Here is a 19,106-nt window from a genome sequence, read left to right as displayed (position 1 = left end):
ACTCAGGGCTGGCGCAGCCAGTCGGCTTCCCAGCCGCCGCCCAGGGCCTGGATCAGCGACACGGCCGCCGTCTGCCGCGCCAGCTGCACCTGGGCCAGCGTGCGGCGCGCGCTGAGTGCCGAGGCCTGGGCGCTGACCACCTCGCTGTAGCCCACCTGGCCGGCACGGTAGCGGTTCAGCATCTGCTGCTCGGTGCGGTCGGCCGCCTGCGAGGCCTCGCGGCGCAGGCCTTCCTGTTCGGCCAGCGCGGCCGTGGCGCTCAACTGGTCCTCCACGTCCTGGAAGGCCGAGAGCACGGTCTGGCGGTAGCTCGCCACGCTGGCCGCATGGGCGGCGCGGGCCGCGTCGGTGGCGGCGTCGCGCGCGCCGCCGTCGAACACGGTCTGCGCCACCGACACGCCCAGCGCCCAGAGCAGGCTGGACGCACCGAGGAGATCGCCCACGCGGCTGGCGCTGCCGCCCAGGCTGGCCGACAGGCCGATGCTGGGATAGTAGGCCGCGCGCGCGATGCCGATCTGCGCATTGGCCCGCGCCACCGCGCGCTCGGCACCTGCGATGTCGGGCCGGCGCTGCAGCAGCAACGAGGGCAGGCCCGTGGGGACGGGCGGCACCACCGGGCGCCAGGCCGCCGGCGCGATGGTGAACTCCGACGGCGTCACGCCCACCAGCACGGCGATGGCATGCTCGTAGGTGGCGCGCGAGCGCCGCAGCGCCACGCGCTCGGCCTGGGCGCCGAGCAGTTGGGTCTGCGCCTGCAGCACGTCGGTCTGCGCGGCGATGCCGGCGTCGTAGCGGTTGCGCGTGATCGCCAGTGCGCGCTCGTAGCCGGCGATGGTCTCGTCCAGCAGCACGGTCTCCGCATCGGCCTCGCGCAAGGCAAGGTAGTTGGCCGCCAGCGCGCCGATGGACGAGAGCCGCGCCGAAGCCAGGTCGGCCGCGCTGGCCTGGGCGTTGGCCTGCGCGCTGTTCACCGCTTCGCCGAGCCGGCCCCACAGGTCGGGCGACCAGTCGGCCGCCACGCTGGCCGCATAGGAGCGGCTGGAGGCACCACCGCCACGCACCGGCCCGCTGCGGCGCGCGCTGCCCTCCAGCGACAGCGTGGGCAACAAGGCGGCCTGCTGCTCGCGCACCAGGGCCTGGGCCTGGGCATAGTTGGCCACGGCCGCGGCGATGTTCTGGTTGGAGACCTGCACGCGCGCGGCCAGGGCGTCCAGTTGCGGATCGCCGAACCGCGTCCACCAGTCGCCGCGGTCCAGCGCGTCGCCGGGCTGGGCCGGTACCCAGCCTTCGGCGGCCGGGGCTTCCTTGAAGGCGGCGGCAAAGCCGGTGTCGGGCCGTTCGTAGCGGGGGCCCACGGCGCAGCCGGCCAGCACAGCGGGCAGCGCGAGGAGAAGGGAGCGGCGGGGCAGCATGGCCATCATGGGGTCCGGGCGAGCAGGCGGTCGTTGGCGGCGGGGCGGCGCAGCTTGTCCAGCAGCACGTAGACCACGGGAACGGTCAGGAGCGTCAGCAGCTGGCTGGCGATCAGGCCACCGACGATGGTCACGCCCAGCGGCTGGCGCAGCTCGGCCCCCTGGCCGAAGCCGATGGCCAGCGGCAGCGCACCCAGCGCGGCGGCCAGCGTGGTCATGAGGATGGGGCGAAAGCGCAGCAGGCAGGCCTCGCGCACGGCCTCGGTGGCCGACAGGCCGCGCGCGCGCTGCGCCTCCAGCGCGAAGTCGATGATCATGATGGCGTTCTTCTTGACGATGCCGATCAACAGAAACAGCCCGATCAACGCGATGATGGTCATCTCCATGCGGAACAGCAGCAGGCCCAGCACGGCACCCACGCCGGCCGATGGCAGCGTGCTGAGCACCGTGACCGGGTGGACCAGGCTCTCGTACAGCACGCCCAGCACGATGTAGATGACGACGATGGCGGCCACGATCAGCAGCGTCTGCTGGCCACCCGTGTCCTGCGCCGCACGCGCCGTGCCGGCGAAGCTGCCGCGCACGTTGACCGGCATGGCGATGTCGTTCTCGGCCTGCTTGACGAGCTGCTGCGCCTCGGCCAGCGTCACGCCCTCGGCCAGGCCGAAGGAGATCGTGCTGGACAGCTCCGTGTCGTCGTGGCTGATGGAACTGGGCACGGCGCGCTCGCCCACGCGCACGAAGGCCGAGAGCGGCACCATGGTCGTGCTGCTGGTGGCCAGCGCCTGGCCGGCCGAGGAGTTGCGCGAAGCCGGGTTGGCCGAGGTCACGGTCGAAGTGCCGGTGCTGCTGTCCGCATTGGTCTGCACGGTGCTCGTGCTGCTGCGGCCGCTGCTGTCGGTCGTGGTGGTGACGGTGGACGGCACGTACAGGTCTTTCAACACCAGCGGCGCCTGTTGGAAGCGCGGCGCCCACTCCATGATCACCGAGTACTGGTTCAGGTCGTTGTAGATGGTGGCCACCGAGCGCTGGCCGAAGGCGTTGTACAGCGCGGCGTTGACGGCCGCGGTGCTCACGCCCAGCCGCGCGGCCGCGTCGCGGTCCACCGAGACGAAGGTCTCCACGCCGTTGTCCGAGGATTCGCCGTCCACGTCGGTCAGCTGCGTGAGCTCGGCCATGCGGTCGGACAGCTTCTTGGACCACGTGCGCAGGTCGCTCAGCGAATCGCTCTTGAGTGTGTACTGGTAGGTCGAATTGCTCTGGCGTCCGCCCATGCGCAGGTCCTGCACGGGAAACAGGAACACGCGCAGCCCCGTCAACTGGTTGAGTTGGGGCCGCAGCCGGTCGATCACGGCCTGCGTCTTCTCGGCGCGCCCCTGGCCCAGGGGCTTGAGGTTCACGAACATGAAGCCACCACCGGCCCGGCCGCCGCCGCCGAAGGCCACCACCGTGTCCACCGCCGGGTCCACGCGGATGATGTCCACCGCCTGCTGCAGCTTCTCGCGCAGGGCGCCGGAGGAGATACTCTGGTCGGCCCGGATGCCGGCGTTGAGCTGCCCGTTGTCCTGCTGCGGGTAGAAGCCCTTGGGCACCTGCATGAACAGCCAGACGTTCAGGCCCACCACCACGGCCAACGACAGCATCACCAGCGCCTTGCTGGCCAGCGCCCAGTCCAGGCTGTGGGCGTAGGCGCGCAGGCAGCGCTCCCACAGCCACTCGGTGGCACGCGTGAAAGGCCCGGCGATGAGACCCGGTTTGCGTGCCGCGTAGTGGCTTTCGGCGCGCAGCAGCAAGGCACAGAGCATGGGCGTGGTGGTCAGCGAGATCACCAGCGAGATGAGCACCGCGGCCGACAGCGTGACCGCGAACTCCTGGAACAGCCGCCCCACCTGCCCGCCCATGAACAGCAGCGGGATGAACACCGCCACCAGCGACAGGCTGATCGACAGCACCGTGAAACCGACCTCGCGCGCCCCTTGCAGCGCAGCGGCCATGCGGTCCATGCCGTCCTCGATGTGGCGCTGCGTGTTCTCCAGCACCACGATGGCGTCGTCCACCACGAAGCCGGTGGCCACCGTCAGCGCCATCAGCGAGAGGTTGTTGAGCGAGAAGCCCAGCAGCCACATCACGCCGAAGGTGCCCAGCAGCGAGACCACGGTGGCCACGGCCGGGATCACGGTGGCGCGCGCGCGGCGCAGGAACACGCCCACCACGAGCACCACCAGCACCACCGACAGCATCAGCGTGAACTCCACCTCGCGCAGCGAGCCGCGGATGGAATTGGTGCGGTCCGAGGCGACCTGCACGGCGATGTCCTGCGGCAACTGGGCGCGCAGTTCGGGCAGCAGGCGGCGCACGCTGTCCACGGTCTCGATGATGTTGGCGCCGGGCTCCTGCGTGACCAGCACGATCACGGCCGGCTTGCCGTTGAACAGGCCCACGGTGCGGGTGTTCTCCACGCTGTCGGTCACGTTCGCCACGTCGGACAGCTTCACCGGCGCGCCGTTGCGCCAGGCGATCACGAGATCGCGGTAGTCGGCCGCCCGCAGGCCCGGCGCCGGCGTGTAGACCTGCAGGCGCCGCCCCTCGCCCTCGATCGCACCCTTGGGCCGGTTGGCGTTGTTGGCCTGGATCGCGGCGCGCACGTCTTCGGTGCTGATGCCCAGCTGGTTCAGCGGGTAGGGGTCCAGCTCCACACGCACGGCCGGCAGCGAGCCGCCACCGATTTCCACGTCGCCCACGCCCTCGACCTGCGACAGGCGCTGGCTCACGATGTTGGACACCGCGTCGTAGATCTGGCCCGGCGTGCGCGTCTCCGAGGTCAGCGCCAGGATGATGACGGGCGAGGCCGTGGGGTTGGCCTTGCGGTAGGTCGGGTTGCTGCGCAGCGTGCTGGGCAAGTCGGCGCGCGCGGCGTTGATGGCGGCCTGCACCTCGCGCGCGGCCGAATCGATGTTGCGGTCCAGGTCGAACTGCAGCGTCACGCGCGTGGAGCCGGTCGAGCTGCTGGACGTCATCTCGTTCACGCCCGGAATCACGCCCAGCCGGCGCTCCAGCGGGGTCGCCACGCTGGAGGCCATGGTCGAGGGGCTGGCGCCGGCCAGGCTGGCCGAGACCGAGATCACCGGGTAGTCCACGCGCGGCAGCGGCGACACCGGCAGCACGAAGAAGGCCAGGATGCCGGCCAGCGCCACGCCGATGGTCAGCAGCACGGTGGCGATGGGCCGCTCGACGAAGGGCCGCGAGAGGTTCATGCCGGCACCCCGGGCCGGCGCCGCAAGCGCTGCCCCAGCCGGTCGAACGCGAGGTAGATCACCGGCGTGGTGAACAGCGTGAGGATCTGCGACAGCACCAGCCCGCCGAAGATCGCCAGGCCCAGAGGCCGGCGCAGTTCCGCGCCCTCGCCCCAGCCGAACATCAGCGGCAACGCGGCGAACAGCGCGGCCAGCGTGGTCATGAGGATGGGCCGAAAGCGCAGCAGCGCGGCCTGGTGGATCGCTTCCTGCGGCGTCTTGCCCTGCTGCCTCTCCGCGTCGATCGCGAAGTCGATCATCATGATCGCGTTCTTCTTGACGATGCCGATGAGCAGGATGATGCCGATGATGCCGATCACGCCCAGGTCCTGGCCGCTGACCATCAGCATCAGCAGCGCGCCCACGCCGGCCGAAGGCAGCGTGGACAGGATGGTCAGCGGGTGCACGTAGCTCTCGTACAGCACGCCCAGCACGATGTAGACGCAGACCACGGCCGCCAGGATCAGCCAGAGCTGGCTGGTCAGCGATTTCTCGTAGGCGCCGGCCGCGCCCAGGAACTTCATGGAAATGCTGGCCGGCAGGCCGATCTCGCTGGCTGCCGCGCGGATGGCCTGCACCGATCGGCCCAGCGCCACGCCGGGCGCGGTGTCGAAGCCCACCGTGGCGGCCGGGTACTGCGCCACGCGCGTGACCTGCAGCGGCGCCAGCTGCTCGCGCACGGTGGCGAAGGACGACAGCGGTGTGGTGCCGCCGCTGCCCGTGCGCAGTTGCAGGTTGCCCAGGCCCTGCACCGAATCCAGCCCCTCGCGCTGCGCCTCCAGGATCACGCGGTACTGGTTGGTCTCGGTGAAGATGGTGGAGACGATGCGCTGGCCGAAGGCGCTGTAGAGCGCATCGTCCACCGCACTGGCGGTGACCGACAGCCGCGCCGCCGTGCCACGGTCGATGTCCACGTAGGCCGCCAGGCCCTGGGCGCCAGCGTCGGTGGTGGCGTTGCGCACGCGGTCGGCCAGGTCGGCACCGTGCAGGCGTTCCACGAGCTTGCGCGCCCACTCGTTGACGAGCGCGGTGTCCACGCCCTCCAACGAGAGGCGGAATTCGGTGGGCCCGGCCTCGGCGTCGATGGTCAGGTCCTGCGTGGGCTGCAGGTACAGCGTGACGCCGGCCACGGCCTGGCGCACGCGCTGGCGCAGCCTGTCCATGGTCTCCTGCTGGTTGCCACGGTCGGCGCGCAGGTTCACGAGCATGCTGCCCACGTTCAGCATGGTGTTGCTGGCGGCGTCCACGCCCACCACGGCCGACACGCTGCGCACCTGCGGGTCGGCCAGGATGGCGACCGCGGCAGCCTGCTGCAGATCGGCCATGCGCTGGTAGGAGACATCCTGCGCGGCCTCCAGCCGCACTTTGAGCTGGCCCGTGTCCTGCGTGGGAAACAGGCCCTTGGGGATCGCCACGTACAGCAGCACGGTCAGTGCCAGCGTGGCCACGGCCACGAACAGCGTGAGGGCCTGGTGGCGCAGCACCCAGACCAGCCCGCGGTCGTAGCGGGCGATGACCTTGTCGAAGAAGCGTTGCACGCCATGGCCGAAGCGCGTCGCGGTCTCGGCCTCGGGTTTCAACCAGCGCGCCGACATCATGGGCACCAAGGTCAGCGAGACCACGGCCGAGATCAGGATGGTGATGGCCAGCGTGACCGCGAACTCGCGGAACAGCCGACCGACCACGTCCTCCATGAACAACAGCGGGATCAGCACCGCGATCAGCGAGACCGTCAGCGAGATGATGGTGAAGCCGATCTGCGTCGCGCCCTTGAGCGCGGCGGCGAAGGGTTTCTCGCCGTCCTCCAGGTAGCGCGCGATGTTCTCGATCATGACGATCGCGTCGTCCACCACGAAGCCGGTGGCGATGGTCAGCGCCATCAGGGAAAGGTTGTTCAGCGAGTAGCCCAGCAGGTACATGAGCCCGCAGGTGCCGATCAGCGAGATCGGCACCGCGATGCTGGCGATCACGGTGGCGCGCAGGTTGTGCAGAAAGAAAAAGATCACAAGCACAACCAGCACCACGGCCAGCACGAGCTCCAGCTGCACGTGCTCGACCGAGGCGCGGATGCCAGTGGTGCGGTCGGACAGCACCTGCACGCGCAGCGAGGCCGGCAGGGCGGCCTGCAGCTCGGGCAGCTGCTGCCGGATCGCGTCGACGGTGGCGATCACGTTGGCACCGGGCTGGCGCTGCACGTTCAGGATCACGGCGGGGCGCAGGTCTGCCCCGCTGCCCTCCTTCAAGCCGGCCCACGCCCCCAACTGCGTGTTCTCGGGGCCGTCGACGACACGCGCCACATCGCGCATGCGCACGGGCGCACCGTTCTTCCAGGCCACGATGAGGTTCTGGTAGTCGGCGGCGGTCAGCAACTGGTCGTTGCTGTTGATGCTGTAGGAGCGCGCCGGACCGTCGAAGCTGCCCTTGGCGCTGTTGGCGTTGGCCGCGGCGATCACGCTGCGCAGCGTGTCGATGCCCAGCCCCACAGAGGCCAGCGCCTGGGTGTCGGCCTGGATGCGCACGGCCGGCCGCTGCCCGCCCGACAGCGTGACCAGGCCCACGCCGGCCACCTGGCTGATCTTCTGTGCCATGCGCGTGTTGACGAGGTTCTGCACCTCGGTCAGCGGCAGGCTGTCGCTGCCCACGGCCAGCGTCAGGATGGGCGCGTCGGCCGGGTTGACCTTGGCGTAGACCGGCGGCGCGGGCAGGTCGGCCGGCAGCAGCGAGTTGCCGGCGTTGATGGCGGCCTGCACCTGCTGCTCGGCCACGTCCAGGGTCTGGTCCAGGTCGAACTGCAGCGTGACGATGGAGACGCCGGCCGCGCTGGTCGAGGCCATGCGGTTGAGCCCCGGCATCTGGCCGAACTGGCGCTCCAGCGGCGCGCTGACGGTGCGGCTCATCACCTCGGGGCTGGCGCCCGGGTAGAGCGTCTGCACCTGGATGGTCGGATAGTCCACCTGCGGCAGCGCGGCAAGCGGCAGGAAGCGCAGGCCGACCAGGCCGGCCAGCACGATGGCCAGCATCAGCAGCCCGGTGGCCACCGGGCGCTCGATGAAGGGTCTGGACGGGCTCATCGGCTCGGGGCCTCAGGAACCCGGCCGGCGCCGCTGCTGCAGGTTCTGCCAGCGCGCCAGCGCCTCCGGGTCGCCCCGGTCCAGCGCTTCGAGGAACTGCTTGCGCTGGGCCAGCTTCGCGGGGTCGTCCTTGACCGCATCGAGCATGCGGCGGCGCTGTTCGGCCGTGGGCAGGCCCGCGGACTCGGGCTGGGCAGCCGGCGGCTGGCCGCTGGGCGGCGCTGCCGTGGCGGCCGGCGGTTGCGTGCCGGAAGCGCCCGGGCGCGCCGGCAACGGTGCCGGCGCGGCGGCCGACGGGTTGGCTGGGGCAGACGCAGCGGCGCCCGGCGCGCCCGGGGCCATGGCGCCCTGGCCGTGGCGGCGCCCGCCGCCGTTGCGCGGGCCGGCCTGCGGTACCTCGCCCTGCAGGCGCACGCGCGAGCCTTCGCTGAGCCGGTCGCCGCCCTCGGTCACGACCAGTTCGCCGGCCTGCAGGCCTTCGGTCACGGCGACGACGTCCACCGTCGCCTCGCCGCGCTTGACGCGGCGCATGCTGACGCTGCGGTCGTCGGCGATCACATAGACGTAGGGGCCCTGCGGGCCGGTGCGCACGGCCGTCACGGGCACCACCAGCGCATCGATGGTGCGCAGCGTCATGCGCACGTTGACGAACTGGCTGGGAAACAGCTTACCGTCGGCATTGGCGAAGCGGGCCTTGGCCTTGACCGTGCCCGTGGTGGTGTCGACCACGTTGTCCAGCGTGGAGAAGCTGCCGGTGTCCAGCACCGCGCTGCGCGTGCGGTCCAGCGCGGCCACGGCCGGCTTGGCGCTACCGCGCACCTGCTCCTGCACCTCGGGGATGCGGTCCTGCGGCACCGCGAACTGCACGTCGATGGGGTTCATCTGCGTGATCACGGCGATGCCCGTGGTCGAGCCCGCCGCCACGGTGTTGCCGGGGTCCACCGTGCGCAGGCCGATCCGGCCCGCGAGCGGCGCCGTGATGCGCGTGAACTCCAGGTTCACGGCCGCCGCGGCCTCCGCCGCCTTGTCGCTGGTGACGGTGCCTTCGAGCTGCTGCACCAGCGCGGCCTGGGTGTCCACGTCCTGCCGCGCGATGGAGTCCTGGCCCAACAGGGTGCGGTAACGGGCCAGCGTGACGCGGGCGGCCTGCAACTGGGCCTCGTCGCGCATGCGCGTGCCGCGCGCCTGCATCAGCGCCTGCTCGTAGGGGCGCGGGTCGATGCGGGCCAGCAGCTGGCCCTTGCGCACGGTCTGGCCTTCGGTGAACAGCACCTCGGTCAGCACGCCGCCGACCTGGGGCTTGAGCGTGACCGTGGCCACGGGCGTGACCGTGCCCAGCGCGTCCAGCGTGACCGGGATCTGCGCGCGCGCCACGGTGGCATGGCCCACCGTCACCATGCCGAAGCTGCCGGGCCCGCCCGGCGGGCCACCGGGGCGTGGGCCCATGCCGAAGCCCGCGGGCGCCTCGGCCGGCCGCTTGACCAGGTAGTAGCTGCCGCCCACCAGGGCCCCGAGCACCAGCACGGTGACCACCGCCCCGAGCCAGCGGCGCCCGCGCGAAGGGGGCTGCGCCGGCGGCGTCACCAGGGAACGGGAGGGAGCGGAGCCGGGCGTGGGGTGGTCCATGGCGCGAGATCGGGGGCGGGCACAAGCGTGGGTGCGATTGGAGCCGGCGATCGTAGCCGGCATGTGCGCGCAACTGTCAACGCCAGGTAAAGCGCCCAGGGCTTCCCCGTTCGTCGCGCTGCGCTGCAACTGGCGCCGCCGTGCTGCAGCCTGTCGCATGGCGCTGGGATGCGACGCGGCGCCGGCGCACAGTCGCGCCAACACCCAACACCACGGAGCCCGCGATGCTGATCCAGATCCTGACCCACACGCCCGCCTGGGTGTTCGCGCTGTTCGCGCTGCTCGCCTGGATGGGCGCCAGGCAGCTCGTGGCCGGCAGCACCCACCTCCTGCGCGCGACCGCCATGCCCGTGGCCATGGTCGCGCTGGCCATCTACGGCGTGACCGGCGCGTTCGGCCGCTCGGACGCGGGCTGGCTGGCGCTGGCCGGCTGGGGCCTGGCGGCGGCAGCGGCGCTGGCCTTCGTCGCCCGGCTGCCGCTGCACCCGGCCGTGCGCTACGAGCCCGCCAGCCGCCGCTTCCACCAGCCCGGCAGCTGGGTGCCGCTGGCGCTCATGATGGGCATCTTCGCGACCAAGTACGCCGTGGGTGTGCTGCTGGCCATGCACCCGGAACTGGCCCACCAGGGCGGCTTCGCCACCGGCATCAGCACGCTGTATGGCCTGTTCAGCGGCATCTTCGCCGGCCGTGCGCTGCGGCTGTGGAAGCTGGCGCTGCGCCGGCACGCCGCCACCGTCGCCGCCTGAGCCACCCACTTCTTTCAAGGAGCACACCATGTCCCGCACCCCCATTCCCGGCGAAACCTTGCTCGACTGGACGGCCCGCCGCCGCGCCAAGGCCAAGCTGGGCTGGTTCGCCCACGCGACGGTCTACGCGGTCGTCAACACCGTGCTGGTCGCGCTGTCGCTGGCCGGCGGCCGGCACTGGGCGCTGTTCCCGCTGCTGGGCTGGGGCCTGGGCCTGCTATTCCACGGCCTGGCGGTCTGGGTGCTGGCACCGGGCAACCCGCTCATGGACCGCATGGTCGCGCGCGAACGCCAGCGGCTGGACGGCGGCACGCCGCGCTGATCGGGCACCATGCAGGCCATGCTCACCGTCCACCACCTCGAGAACTCCCGTTCGCAGCGCGTGCTGTGGCTGCTGGAGGAACTGGAACTGCCCTACGCCATCGTGCAGTACCGGCGCGACCCGGCCACCCTGCTGGCGCCGCCCGAACTGCGCCGCGTGCACCCGCTGGGCAAGTCGCCCGTGGTGACCACCGACGACGGGCTGGTGCTGGCCGAGTCGGGCGCCATCCTGGAGACCCTGCTCGAGCGCCACGGCCAGGGCCGGCTGGCGCCACCGCCGGGCACGCCCGAGGCCGTGCGTTGGCGCTACTTCATGCACTACGCCGAGGGCTCGGCCATGCCGCCGCTGCTGCTCAAGCTCGTGTTCGACCGCATCGAGCGCGCGCAGATGCCATTTTTCGTGCGGCCGATCGCGCGCGGCATCGCCGCCAAGGCCAAGGCCGCGATCGTGCTGCCCAACCTGAAGCAGCACCTGGATTTCCTGGAAGCCGAACTGGCCGGGCGCGACTGGTTCGCCGGCGCCGACTTCAGCGCAGCGGACATCCAGATGAGCTTTCCGGTCGAGGCGGCCCGGGCACGCGCCGGGCTGGACGCCAGCCGCCCGCGGTTGATGGCCTGGCTGGACCGCATCCACGCGCGGCCGGCGTTCCAGCGTGCGCTGGCGCGCGGCGGTCCCTACCAGCTGCTGGACTGAGAGCCGCCATGGCCGAGCTCCTGAGCGCTCTGGCTGCACGCCCCCCGCGGCAGCGCGGACCTGGCGCCAGCGTGGCCTTCTTCGTCAAGAATCTGGGCGCCGTACCGCCCCGCTCTCCATGAACCTCGTCCTGCGCAACGCCCTGCGCCACTACCTGCACGTGCTGGCGCTGTGCTGCGTGGTGGCGGTGCTGACCACGCTGATGTGGCCGCACCGCAGCTATCTGTCGCAGCTGGCCTATTCCGTCTGCATCGGCACGCTGTGCTGGGGCACGATGGAGTTCGGCCGCTACGCCGTGCCACGCGCGCATTGCCATGGCGACGCCGAGGGCGGCCACGGCTGGCCGCGGGGCTGGCGCGGCCTGGTGCTGACGGCGGCGGGCATCGGGGTCGGCTTCTACCTGGGCGATTGGCTGGCCTACAAACTGATCGGCCCGGCCGATCCCAGCCGCACGGCCGACACGCGCGACGGCGCCATCGGCCTGTACATCACGATCGCTGCGGGCGCCGTCGGCTCGTTCTACTTCCACACGCGCGGCAAGGCAGCGGCCCTGGCCGCCGCCATCGCCGCGGCCGAACGCGACGCCGCCGAGGCCAAGCTCAAGCTGCTGGAGACGCAGCTGGAGCCGCACATGCTCTTCAACACGCTGGCCAACCTGCGCGTGCTGATCACCGTGGATCCGCCGCGCGCCGTGGCCATGCTGGACCGGCTCAACAGCTACCTGCGCGCCACGCTGGGCGGCTCGCGCGCCACGCTGCACCCGCTGGCACAGGAGTTCGAGCGCCTGGCCGACTACCTGGAACTCATGGCCGTGCGCATGGGCCCGCGCCTGCGCTACACGCTCGACCTGCCCGGGGATCTGCGGGCCGTGCCGGTACCGCCGCTGCTGCTGCAGCCGCTCGTGGAGAACGCCATCCGTCACGGACTGGAGCCCCAGGTCGAGGGCGGCACGATCACCGTGCAGGCGCGGCGCGAGCAGGCCATGGACGGCGACCGCCTCGTCCTGCAGGTGCTGGACACCGGCGCCGGCCTGTCCGAGCCCGACACCACGGCGGGCGGCTTCGGCCTGACCCAGGTGCGCGAACGCCTGCAGACCCTGCACGGCGACCGCGCCAGCCTGGCGCTTGCCGCGGAGCCCGGCGGCGGCACGCGCGCCAGCATCGTCGTTCCACTCTGAGAACCATGCCGACCACCACCGCCCTCATCGCCGAAGACGAACCGCTGCTGGCCCAGGCGCTGGCCGCCGAGCTGGGCCGGGCCTGGCCGGCGCTGCAGATCGTGGCGACCGCGGGCGACGGCCACAGCGCCGTGGACGCGGCGCTGCGCCTGCTGCCCCACGTGCTGTTCCTGGACATCCGCATGCCGGGCCAGGACGGCCTGGCTGCGGCCGCCGAGCTGGCGGAGCGCTGGCCGCTGGACAGTGCGCGCCTGCCGCAACTCGTGTTCGTGACGGCCTACGACGAATACGCTGCACGCGCCTTCGACGCGCAGGCGCTCGACTACGTGCTCAAGCCCGTGCAGCCCGAGCGGCTGCGCCGCACCGTGGCGCGCCTGCAGCAGGCGCTGGCCGCGACCGAACCGGCGCCGGCCGATGCGCTGGAACAGCAGTTCGCGCAGTGGCGCCGCCTGCTCGGTGCGGCCGGCAGCGCAGCGCCAGCGGCGCCGCTGCGCTTCATCGCGGCCGGCGATGCCGGCGGCGCCAAGGTGCGCATGGTGCCCATCGACGAGGTGCTGTACTTCGAGGCGGCCGACAAGTACGTGCGCGTGCTGACCGCCGGCGAGGAGCACCTGATCCGCACGCCGCTCAAGCAGCTGCTGGCGCAGCTGGACGGGCAGCGCTTCTGGCAGGTGCACCGCGCCGTGGTGGTGCGGGCCGATGCGATCGAACAGGTGGAGCGCGACGAGGCGGGCCGACTGCACCTGCGGCTGCGCGGCCGGCCGGGCGAGCGCATTGCCGTGAGCCGGCTCTACACCCACTTGTTCAAGCCCATGTAGGCCGCCGGGGCGGCACAATCGCGGCCCCATGGCAAGTCCCCAGCAGCTTCTCGTCGCCGGTGGCGGCATCGGCGGTCTGGCCGCCGCGCTGGCCTGCGCCCGACAGGGCTGGCAGGTGCGCGTGTTCGAGCGTGCCGCGGCCTTCAGCGAGGTCGGCGCCGGCGTGCAGCTGGGGCCCAACGTCGTGCGGCTGCTGCAGGCCTGGGACCTGGGCCCCGCACTGCAGGCCGTGGCCGCCTTCCCCGAGCGCCTGCGCGTGCGCGACGCCGCCAGCGGCCAGCTGCTGGCCACGCTGGACCTGGCCGCCATGCGCGCGCGCTACGGCGCGCCCTACGCCACCATCCACCGCGCCGACCTGCTGGCGCTGCTGCACCAGGCCGTGGCGCCGCTGGCCGACGTCGCGCTCACGCTCAACCGGCGCGTGCTCGGCTACGAGGACGACGGCCGGCGCGTGCTGCTGCGCACCGGGGGAAAGGCCGTCGAAGGCGATGCCCTGCTCGGCGCCGACGGCCTGTGGAGCGGCGTGCGCGCCCAGTTGCTCGGCGACGGCGCGCCGCGCCTGACCGGCCACCTGGCCTACCGTGCGCTGCTGCCGCAGGCCGCGCTGCCGGCCGCGCTGCGCAGCACCGAAGTGACGGCCTGGCTGGGGCCGCGCCTGCACCTGGTCAGCTACCCGGTGCGCGCGGGCGAGGCCCTCAACGTGGTGGCCTTCGTGCACGGCCTGCCGCCCGGGGGCCGGCAGGGCGCCACGCCCGATGCGCTGGCCGACTGGGACCACGCCACCAACGCGGCCGACCTGCAGGCCGCCATGGCCGGCTGCGCGGCGCCGCTGCAGGCGCTGGTGCAGGCCGTGCCGGCCTGGCGGCTGTGGGTGCTGGCCGACCGGCCGCCGCTGCGCGCCGCCACCGAGCAGGCGCGCGGCCGCGTGGCGCTGCTCGGTGATGCCGCCCACCCCATGCGCCCCTACCTCGCACAGGGCGCCGGCATGGCCATCGAGGATGCCGAGGCGCTGGGCCGCGCGCTGCGCCAGGCCGAGACGGCCGGCATCGAGGTGCCGCTGCTGCTGGCGCGCTACGCACTGGAGCGCTGGCAACGCAACGCGCGCGTGCAGGCGCGCGCGCTGCGCAACGGCCGCATCTTCCACGCCACCGGGTTGGTCCGCTGGGGGCGCAACCTCTCGCTGCGGCTGCTCGGCGAACGGCTGCTGGACATGCCTTGGCTGTACGGCCTCAACTCAGAAAAAACTTGATCACGCCCTTGGCCGCAAAGCCGACCATGCCCAGGCCCAGACCCAGCAGCAGCACGAAGGTGCCGAAGCGCCCGGCCCGGGACTCGCGCGCGAGCTGCAGGATGATGAACAGCATGTAGAGCATGAAGGCGCCCAGGCCGAAGGTCATGCCGAACCAGGCGATCTGGGCTTCGGTGTAGCCGAACATGCGCTTCAGTCCACGAGGTCGCGGTAGGCATGCCAGCTCGCATGCGCAAGCCAGGGCGCGGCCAGCACCAGACCCACGAGCGCAGGCAGCAGCGACACCAGGGTGAGGCCCACGAGCAGCACGGCCCACAAGGCCATGGGCACGGGGTTGTCCAGCACCGCGCGCCAGCTGGTCAGCACGGCCGCCAGCACGCCGATGCGGCGGTCCAGCATCATCGGAATGGCCACGACGCTCGATGCGAACACGGGCGCCGCCAGCAGTGCGCCCAGCGCCAGCCAGAGTTCGAACAGCCAGCTGGCATCGGCCGCCACCAGGCGCAGGAAGTCCTCCGGGCGCTGCACCGCACCGGGCGCGAAGCCTGTGACGAGGGCAGCGGAAGTCACGACCCAGCCCGTGCCAGCCAGCGCGAGCAGCACCCCGAACAGCACGAGCCGGCCGTCGCGCGGCCGCCAGGCCTGGAGCGCCGTGGCAAGCCCTGGTGTCTGCCCGCGCTCGAGCGCCTGGCTGACCGCATAAAGCCCCGTGGCCGCAATGGGTGCGACCAGCAGAAAGCCCGAGAAGGCCCCGGCCAGCAGCCAGAAGTGCGCATGGGCCAGCAGCGCAAGTGCGCCACCGAAGGCGGTCAACAGCAGGCCGTGCAGCAGCCCCGGCAAGGGGCAGCGCCACAGGTCGGCCCAGCCGCGTGCGAGCCAGCGCAGCGGCGCCGCGGTGCCGACCGTGCGCACGGCGAAACGCTGGCTTTCGGTCAGGGCACGGGTCGCCGTTCTTCGGGGCATGCGCCATGCTCCCATGGCGCGGTGCAGGCCGCGTTGACCTGCATCAAGGGCTCAGCTGCGCGGCGTCTTGGGCTGGACGTCTTCCACGTCCTGCGTGATGGCGCCGGGCGGGCTGAACGGCGGCGGTTCGCCGGGCGCGGTCTGCGGTGCGGCGCGGCCGCGCGGGCGCGTGGCCTCCTGCTGCCAGCTGCGGTAGCGCCGCCAGGTGGCGGCCGGGTCCACGCCCATGCCGCCAAAACGCAGGATGACCGGCCGGCCCGTGAGCCTGGCCCACAGCAACCGCAGGCCGAACACCACGGCCAGCACGGCGGCGGCCAAGACCAGGCCGGCGGCCACGACCAGGCCCGCGGCCAGCAGCGCGAGCTGCAACATCAGGCGGACGAGGCCCGCTACGAAATCACCCACGGCCCCGTCACTCCTTTGTTGCGTGCCCGCGATCATCATCAATGCACCACCCGGTCGAAGCGGAACTCACCGGGTGCGTGGATCGGGTCCACGTCCACAGGGATCACTGCCTTGGGCGCGAACTTGCCCTCGAGCAGCAGCCTGGACAGCGGGTTCTCGATGCGCTGCTGGATCGCCCGCTTGAGCGGACGCGCACCATACACCGGATCGAAGCCGACCTTGGCCAACTCCGCAAGCGCCGCAGGGCTAACGTCCAGCGTGAGTTCCAGATGCGCCAGACGGTCGCGCAGCGCGCGGATCTGGATGTTGGCGATGGCCTCGATGTGCTGCGCGTCCAGGCCATGGAACACCACGGTCTCGTCGATGCGGTTCAGGAACTCGGGCCGGAAGTGGTTCTTGAGCTCGCCCTGCACCGCTTCCTTGATGTCCTCGGCATCGCGCCCGACCATGCTCTGGATCAGGTGCGAGCCGATGTTGCTGGTCATCACGATCACGGTGTTCTTGAAGTCCACGGTGCGGCCCTGGCCGTCGGTCAGGCGGCCGTCGTCCAGCACCTGCAGCAGCACGTTGAACACGTCCGGGTGCGCCTTCTCCACCTCGTCGAGCAGCAGTACGCTGTAGGGCTTGCGCCGCACGGCCTCGGTCAGGTAGCCGCCCTCGTCGTAGCCGACGTACCCGGGCGGCGCGCCGATCAGGCGGGCCACGGAGTGCTTCTCCATGAACTCGCTCATGTCGATGCGGATCAGGTGGTCCTCGCTGTCGAACAGGAAGCCCGCCAGCGCCTTGCACAGCTCGGTCTTGCCCACGCCCGTGGGGCCCAGGAACAGGAAGGAGCCGGTCGGCCGGTTCGGATCGGACAGGCCTGCGCGCGAACGCCGGATGGCGTCCGCCACGGCGGTGATGGCCTCGTCCTGGCCGACCACGCGCTCGTGCAGCTTGTCTTCCATGTGCAGCAGCTTCTCGCGCTCGCCCTGCATGAGCTTGGACACCGGAATGCCCGTGGCGCGCGCCACCACCTCGGCGATCTCCTCGGCGCCGACCATGGTGCGCAGCAGCTGCGGGCCCTGGCCGCCCTTGGCCTTGCCGGCCTCTTTGGCCTGCGCGTCCTTGAGCCGGTTCTCGAGTTCGGGCAGCTTGCCGTACTGCAGTTCGGCGACCTTGTTGAAATCGCCCTTGCGCTTGAACTCCTCGATCTGGAAGCGCACGCGGTCGATCTCTTCCTTGACCTGGGCCGAGCCCTGGGCCGTGGCCTTTTCGGTCTTCCAGATCTCTTCGAGGTCGGCGTACTCGCGCTCGAGCCGCGCGATCTCCTCCTCGATCAGTCCGAAGCGCTTCTGCGAGGCCTCGTCCTTCTCCTTCTTGACGGCCTCGCGCTCGATCTTGAGCTGGATCAGCCGGCGGTCCAGCTTGTCCATGGCCTCGGGCTTGGAGTCGATCTCGATCTTGATCTTGGCCGCGGCCTCGTCGATGAGGTCGATGGCCTTGTCGGGCAGGAAGCGGTCGGTGATGTAGCGGTTGGACAGCTCGGCTGCGGCCACGATGGCCGGGTCGGTGATCTCCACGCCGTGGTGCACTTCGTACTTCTCCTGCAGGCCGCGCAGGATGGCGATGGTCGCCTCCACGCTCGGCTCGCCCACGAGGATCTTCTGGAAGCGGCGCTCGAGCGCGGCATCCTTCTCGATGTACTTGCGGTACTCGTCCAGCGTGGTGGCACCCACGCAGTGCAGCTCGCCACGGGCCAGCGCAGGCTTGAGCATGTTGCCGGCGTCCATGGCACCTTCGGCCTTGCCGGCGCCGACCATGGTGTGCAGCTCGTCGATGAAGACGATGGTCTGGCCCTCGTCCTTGGCCAGTTCGTTGAGCACGGTCTTGAGCCGCTCCTCGAACTCGCCGCGGTACTTGGCGCCGGCCAGCAGCGCGGCCATGTCCAGCGACAGCACGCGCTTGTTCTTGAGCGAATCGGGCACCTCGCCGGCCACGATGCGCTGGGCCAGGCCTTCGACGATGGCGGTCTTGCCCACGCCGGGCTCGCCGATCAGCACGGGGTTGTTCTTGCTGCGGCGTTGCAGCACCTGGATGGCACGGCGGATCTCGTCGTCGCGGCCGATCACGGGGTCCAGCTTGCCCTGGCGGGCGCGCTCGGTGAGGTCCAGCGTGTACTTCTTGAGGGCTTCGCGCTGGCCTTCGGCGTCGGCGCTGTCGACCTTCTGGCCGCCGCGCACGGCGTCGATGGCCGACTCCAGCGCCTTGCGCGTGACGCCGTTCTCGCGCAGCAGCTTCGCGGAATCCAGCTTGCTGTCGACATAGGCGAGCAGGAACAGCTCGCTGGCGATGAACTGGTCGCCGCGCTTCAAGGCTTCTTTTTCCGAGGCCTGCAGCAGCGTGACGAGGTCGCGGTCGGGCTGGACCTGCTCCTGGCCCTGCACCTGCGGCAGACGCTTGACGGCCCCCTCTGCTGCGGCCAGCAGGCCCTGCACGTTGGCGCCCGCGCGTTCGAGCAGCGGGCGCGGGCCGTCGGGCTGCTTGAGCATGGCGGCCAGCACGTGGGGCGGCGTGATGTAGGCGTTGTCGTTGGCCAACGCGAGGGACTGGGCGTCGCCCAGCGCTTCCTGGAATTTGGTGGTGAGCTTGTCGATTCGCATGTTCGAGTTCTCCGAATTGCAACGAACATGGGGAAAGGATGCCCCTGTTTCAAGGGCGGCGCTGTCGGTGCGCGCCGACAGCTTGATCTGGATCAGACGTTGCGGGCCTGGATGCCCCAACGCGCCAGGGCCGCGTCGTCGCTGACGCGCGCATCGACCCAGCGGCCGCCTTCGGGGGTCTGTTCCTTCTTCCAGAACGGGGCCTGGGTCTTCAGGTAGTCCATGAGGAATTCGCAGGCCTGGAACGCCGCACCGCGGTGCGCCGAGCTCACGGCCACCAGCACGATCTGGTCGGTGGGCGCCAGCGGGCCCACGCGGTGCACCACGCGGGCGCCGTAGAGCGGAAAGCGGGCGAAGGCGGCGTCCACCATGGCCTCGATGGCGCGCTCGGTCATGCCGGGGTAGTGCTCCAGCTCCAGGGCCGTGACCTGGCCGGGCGCATCGGGATGGCGGTCGCGCACGGTGCCGACGAAGCTGCAGACGGCGCCGACGCGCGCGTCCTGCGCGCGCAGGGCGGCGATCTCCGCGCCGAGGTCGAAGTCGGCGGTCTGGATGCTGACGCGGGGAAGAGACATGCGGCGATTTTGGCGCATGTACACTCGCGCCCCATGTCCGCTTGCATCGCCTCCAGCACCACACCCGTGGCCCGCTGCTGCGCGAAAAAAGCGAACAAACCGCTGCTCGTCTGA

General features: G+C 71.3%; 15 protein-coding genes. 6 read left to right on the top strand and 9 right to left on the bottom strand.

Annotated features, from left to right (window positions below):
- Positions 1–2: 2 nt before the first annotated feature.
- The 4 genes from IE209_RS02485 to IE209_RS02470 are packed head-to-tail and all read right to left on the bottom strand — an operon-like array spanning position 3 to position 9,402.
- Entirely contained in the window at positions 3–1,418 is a 1,416-nt protein-coding gene (locus tag IE209_RS02485; protein WP_373305259.1) for an efflux transporter outer membrane subunit, read from the bottom strand.
- On the bottom strand, positions 1,418–4,666 hold the full coding sequence (locus IE209_RS02480; protein ID WP_189685430.1) for an efflux RND transporter permease subunit: 3,249 nt from the start codon (positions 4,664–4,666) through the stop codon (positions 1,418–1,420). The genes IE209_RS02485 and IE209_RS02480 overlap by 1 nt, the downstream gene beginning before the upstream one ends.
- Positions 4,663–7,776: an efflux RND transporter permease subunit gene (locus IE209_RS02475; RefSeq protein WP_189685429.1), complete on the bottom strand. Its 3,114-nt coding sequence runs from the start codon at positions 7,774–7,776 to the stop codon at positions 4,663–4,665. The genes IE209_RS02480 and IE209_RS02475 overlap by 4 nt, the downstream gene beginning before the upstream one ends.
- Before the next feature lie 12 nt (positions 7,777–7,788).
- A complete protein-coding gene (locus IE209_RS02470) occupies positions 7,789–9,402 on the bottom strand; it encodes an efflux RND transporter periplasmic adaptor subunit (protein WP_189685428.1) in 1,614 nt (537 codons plus the stop codon).
- A gap of 140 nt (positions 9,403–9,542) precedes the next feature.
- Between IE209_RS02470 and IE209_RS02465 the strand changes: the two genes are divergently transcribed.
- The 6 genes from IE209_RS02465 to IE209_RS02440 all read left to right on the top strand — a co-directional run bounded on the left by IE209_RS02465 (position 9,543) and on the right by IE209_RS02440 (position 14,407).
- Complete coding sequence (locus IE209_RS02465; RefSeq protein WP_308433133.1) at positions 9,543–10,148, top strand: DUF6622 family protein; 606 nt, start codon at positions 9,543–9,545, stop codon at positions 10,146–10,148.
- A 28-nt stretch (positions 10,149–10,176) separates the two neighbouring features.
- Positions 10,177–10,470 (top strand): 2TM domain-containing protein, encoded by a 294-nt coding sequence (locus tag IE209_RS02460; protein WP_189685426.1) that lies wholly within the window; start codon positions 10,177–10,179, stop codon positions 10,468–10,470.
- Between the two features lie 18 nt (positions 10,471–10,488).
- Entirely contained in the window at positions 10,489–11,163 is a 675-nt protein-coding gene (locus tag IE209_RS02455) for a glutathione S-transferase (protein WP_189685425.1), read from the top strand.
- 118 nt (positions 11,164–11,281) lie between these two features.
- Complete coding sequence (locus tag IE209_RS02450; RefSeq protein ID WP_189685424.1) at positions 11,282–12,340, top strand: sensor histidine kinase; 1,059 nt, start codon at positions 11,282–11,284, stop codon at positions 12,338–12,340.
- Positions 12,341–12,345: 5 nt separating this feature from the next.
- A complete protein-coding gene (locus tag IE209_RS02445; protein ID WP_189685423.1) occupies positions 12,346–13,158 on the top strand; it encodes a LytR/AlgR family response regulator transcription factor in 813 nt (270 codons plus the stop codon).
- Between the two features lie 28 nt (positions 13,159–13,186).
- Complete coding sequence (locus IE209_RS02440; protein WP_189685422.1) at positions 13,187–14,407, top strand: FAD-dependent monooxygenase; 1,221 nt, start codon at positions 13,187–13,189, stop codon at positions 14,405–14,407.
- Here the strand turns inward: IE209_RS02440 and IE209_RS02435 are convergent.
- From IE209_RS02435 to IE209_RS02415, 5 genes are all read right to left on the bottom strand, one after another.
- A complete protein-coding gene (locus IE209_RS02435; RefSeq protein ID WP_189685421.1) occupies positions 14,388–14,594 on the bottom strand; it encodes a DUF2788 domain-containing protein in 207 nt (68 codons plus the stop codon). The two genes, IE209_RS02440 and IE209_RS02435, sit on opposite strands and share 20 nt — an antisense overlap.
- A 5-nt stretch (positions 14,595–14,599) precedes the next feature.
- Complete coding sequence (locus IE209_RS02430) at positions 14,600–15,370, bottom strand: DUF2189 domain-containing protein (RefSeq protein WP_189685420.1); 771 nt, start codon at positions 15,368–15,370, stop codon at positions 14,600–14,602.
- Positions 15,371–15,421: 51 nt separating this feature from the next.
- Positions 15,422–15,775 carry a hypothetical protein gene (locus IE209_RS02425; protein ID WP_189685419.1) on the bottom strand — a complete coding sequence of 118 codons (354 nt, stop codon included), beginning with the start codon at positions 15,773–15,775 and terminating at the stop codon, positions 15,422–15,424.
- Between the two features lie 38 nt (positions 15,776–15,813).
- Positions 15,814–18,417 (bottom strand): ATP-dependent chaperone ClpB, encoded by a 2,604-nt coding sequence (gene clpB / locus IE209_RS02420; protein WP_189685418.1) that lies wholly within the window; start codon positions 18,415–18,417, stop codon positions 15,814–15,816.
- 92 nt (positions 18,418–18,509) lie between these two features.
- On the bottom strand, positions 18,510–18,992 hold the full coding sequence (locus tag IE209_RS02415; RefSeq protein WP_189685417.1) for a molybdenum cofactor biosynthesis protein MoaE: 483 nt from the start codon (positions 18,990–18,992) through the stop codon (positions 18,510–18,512).
- Positions 18,993–19,106: the final 114 nt, after the last annotated feature.

The sequence above is a fragment of the Pseudorhodoferax aquiterrae genome, from assembly GCF_014652235.1.
Taxonomy (GTDB): domain Bacteria; phylum Pseudomonadota; class Gammaproteobacteria; order Burkholderiales; family Burkholderiaceae_C; genus Pseudorhodoferax; species Pseudorhodoferax aquiterrae.
This window is presented reverse-complemented; position numbering and strand designations above follow the sequence as displayed.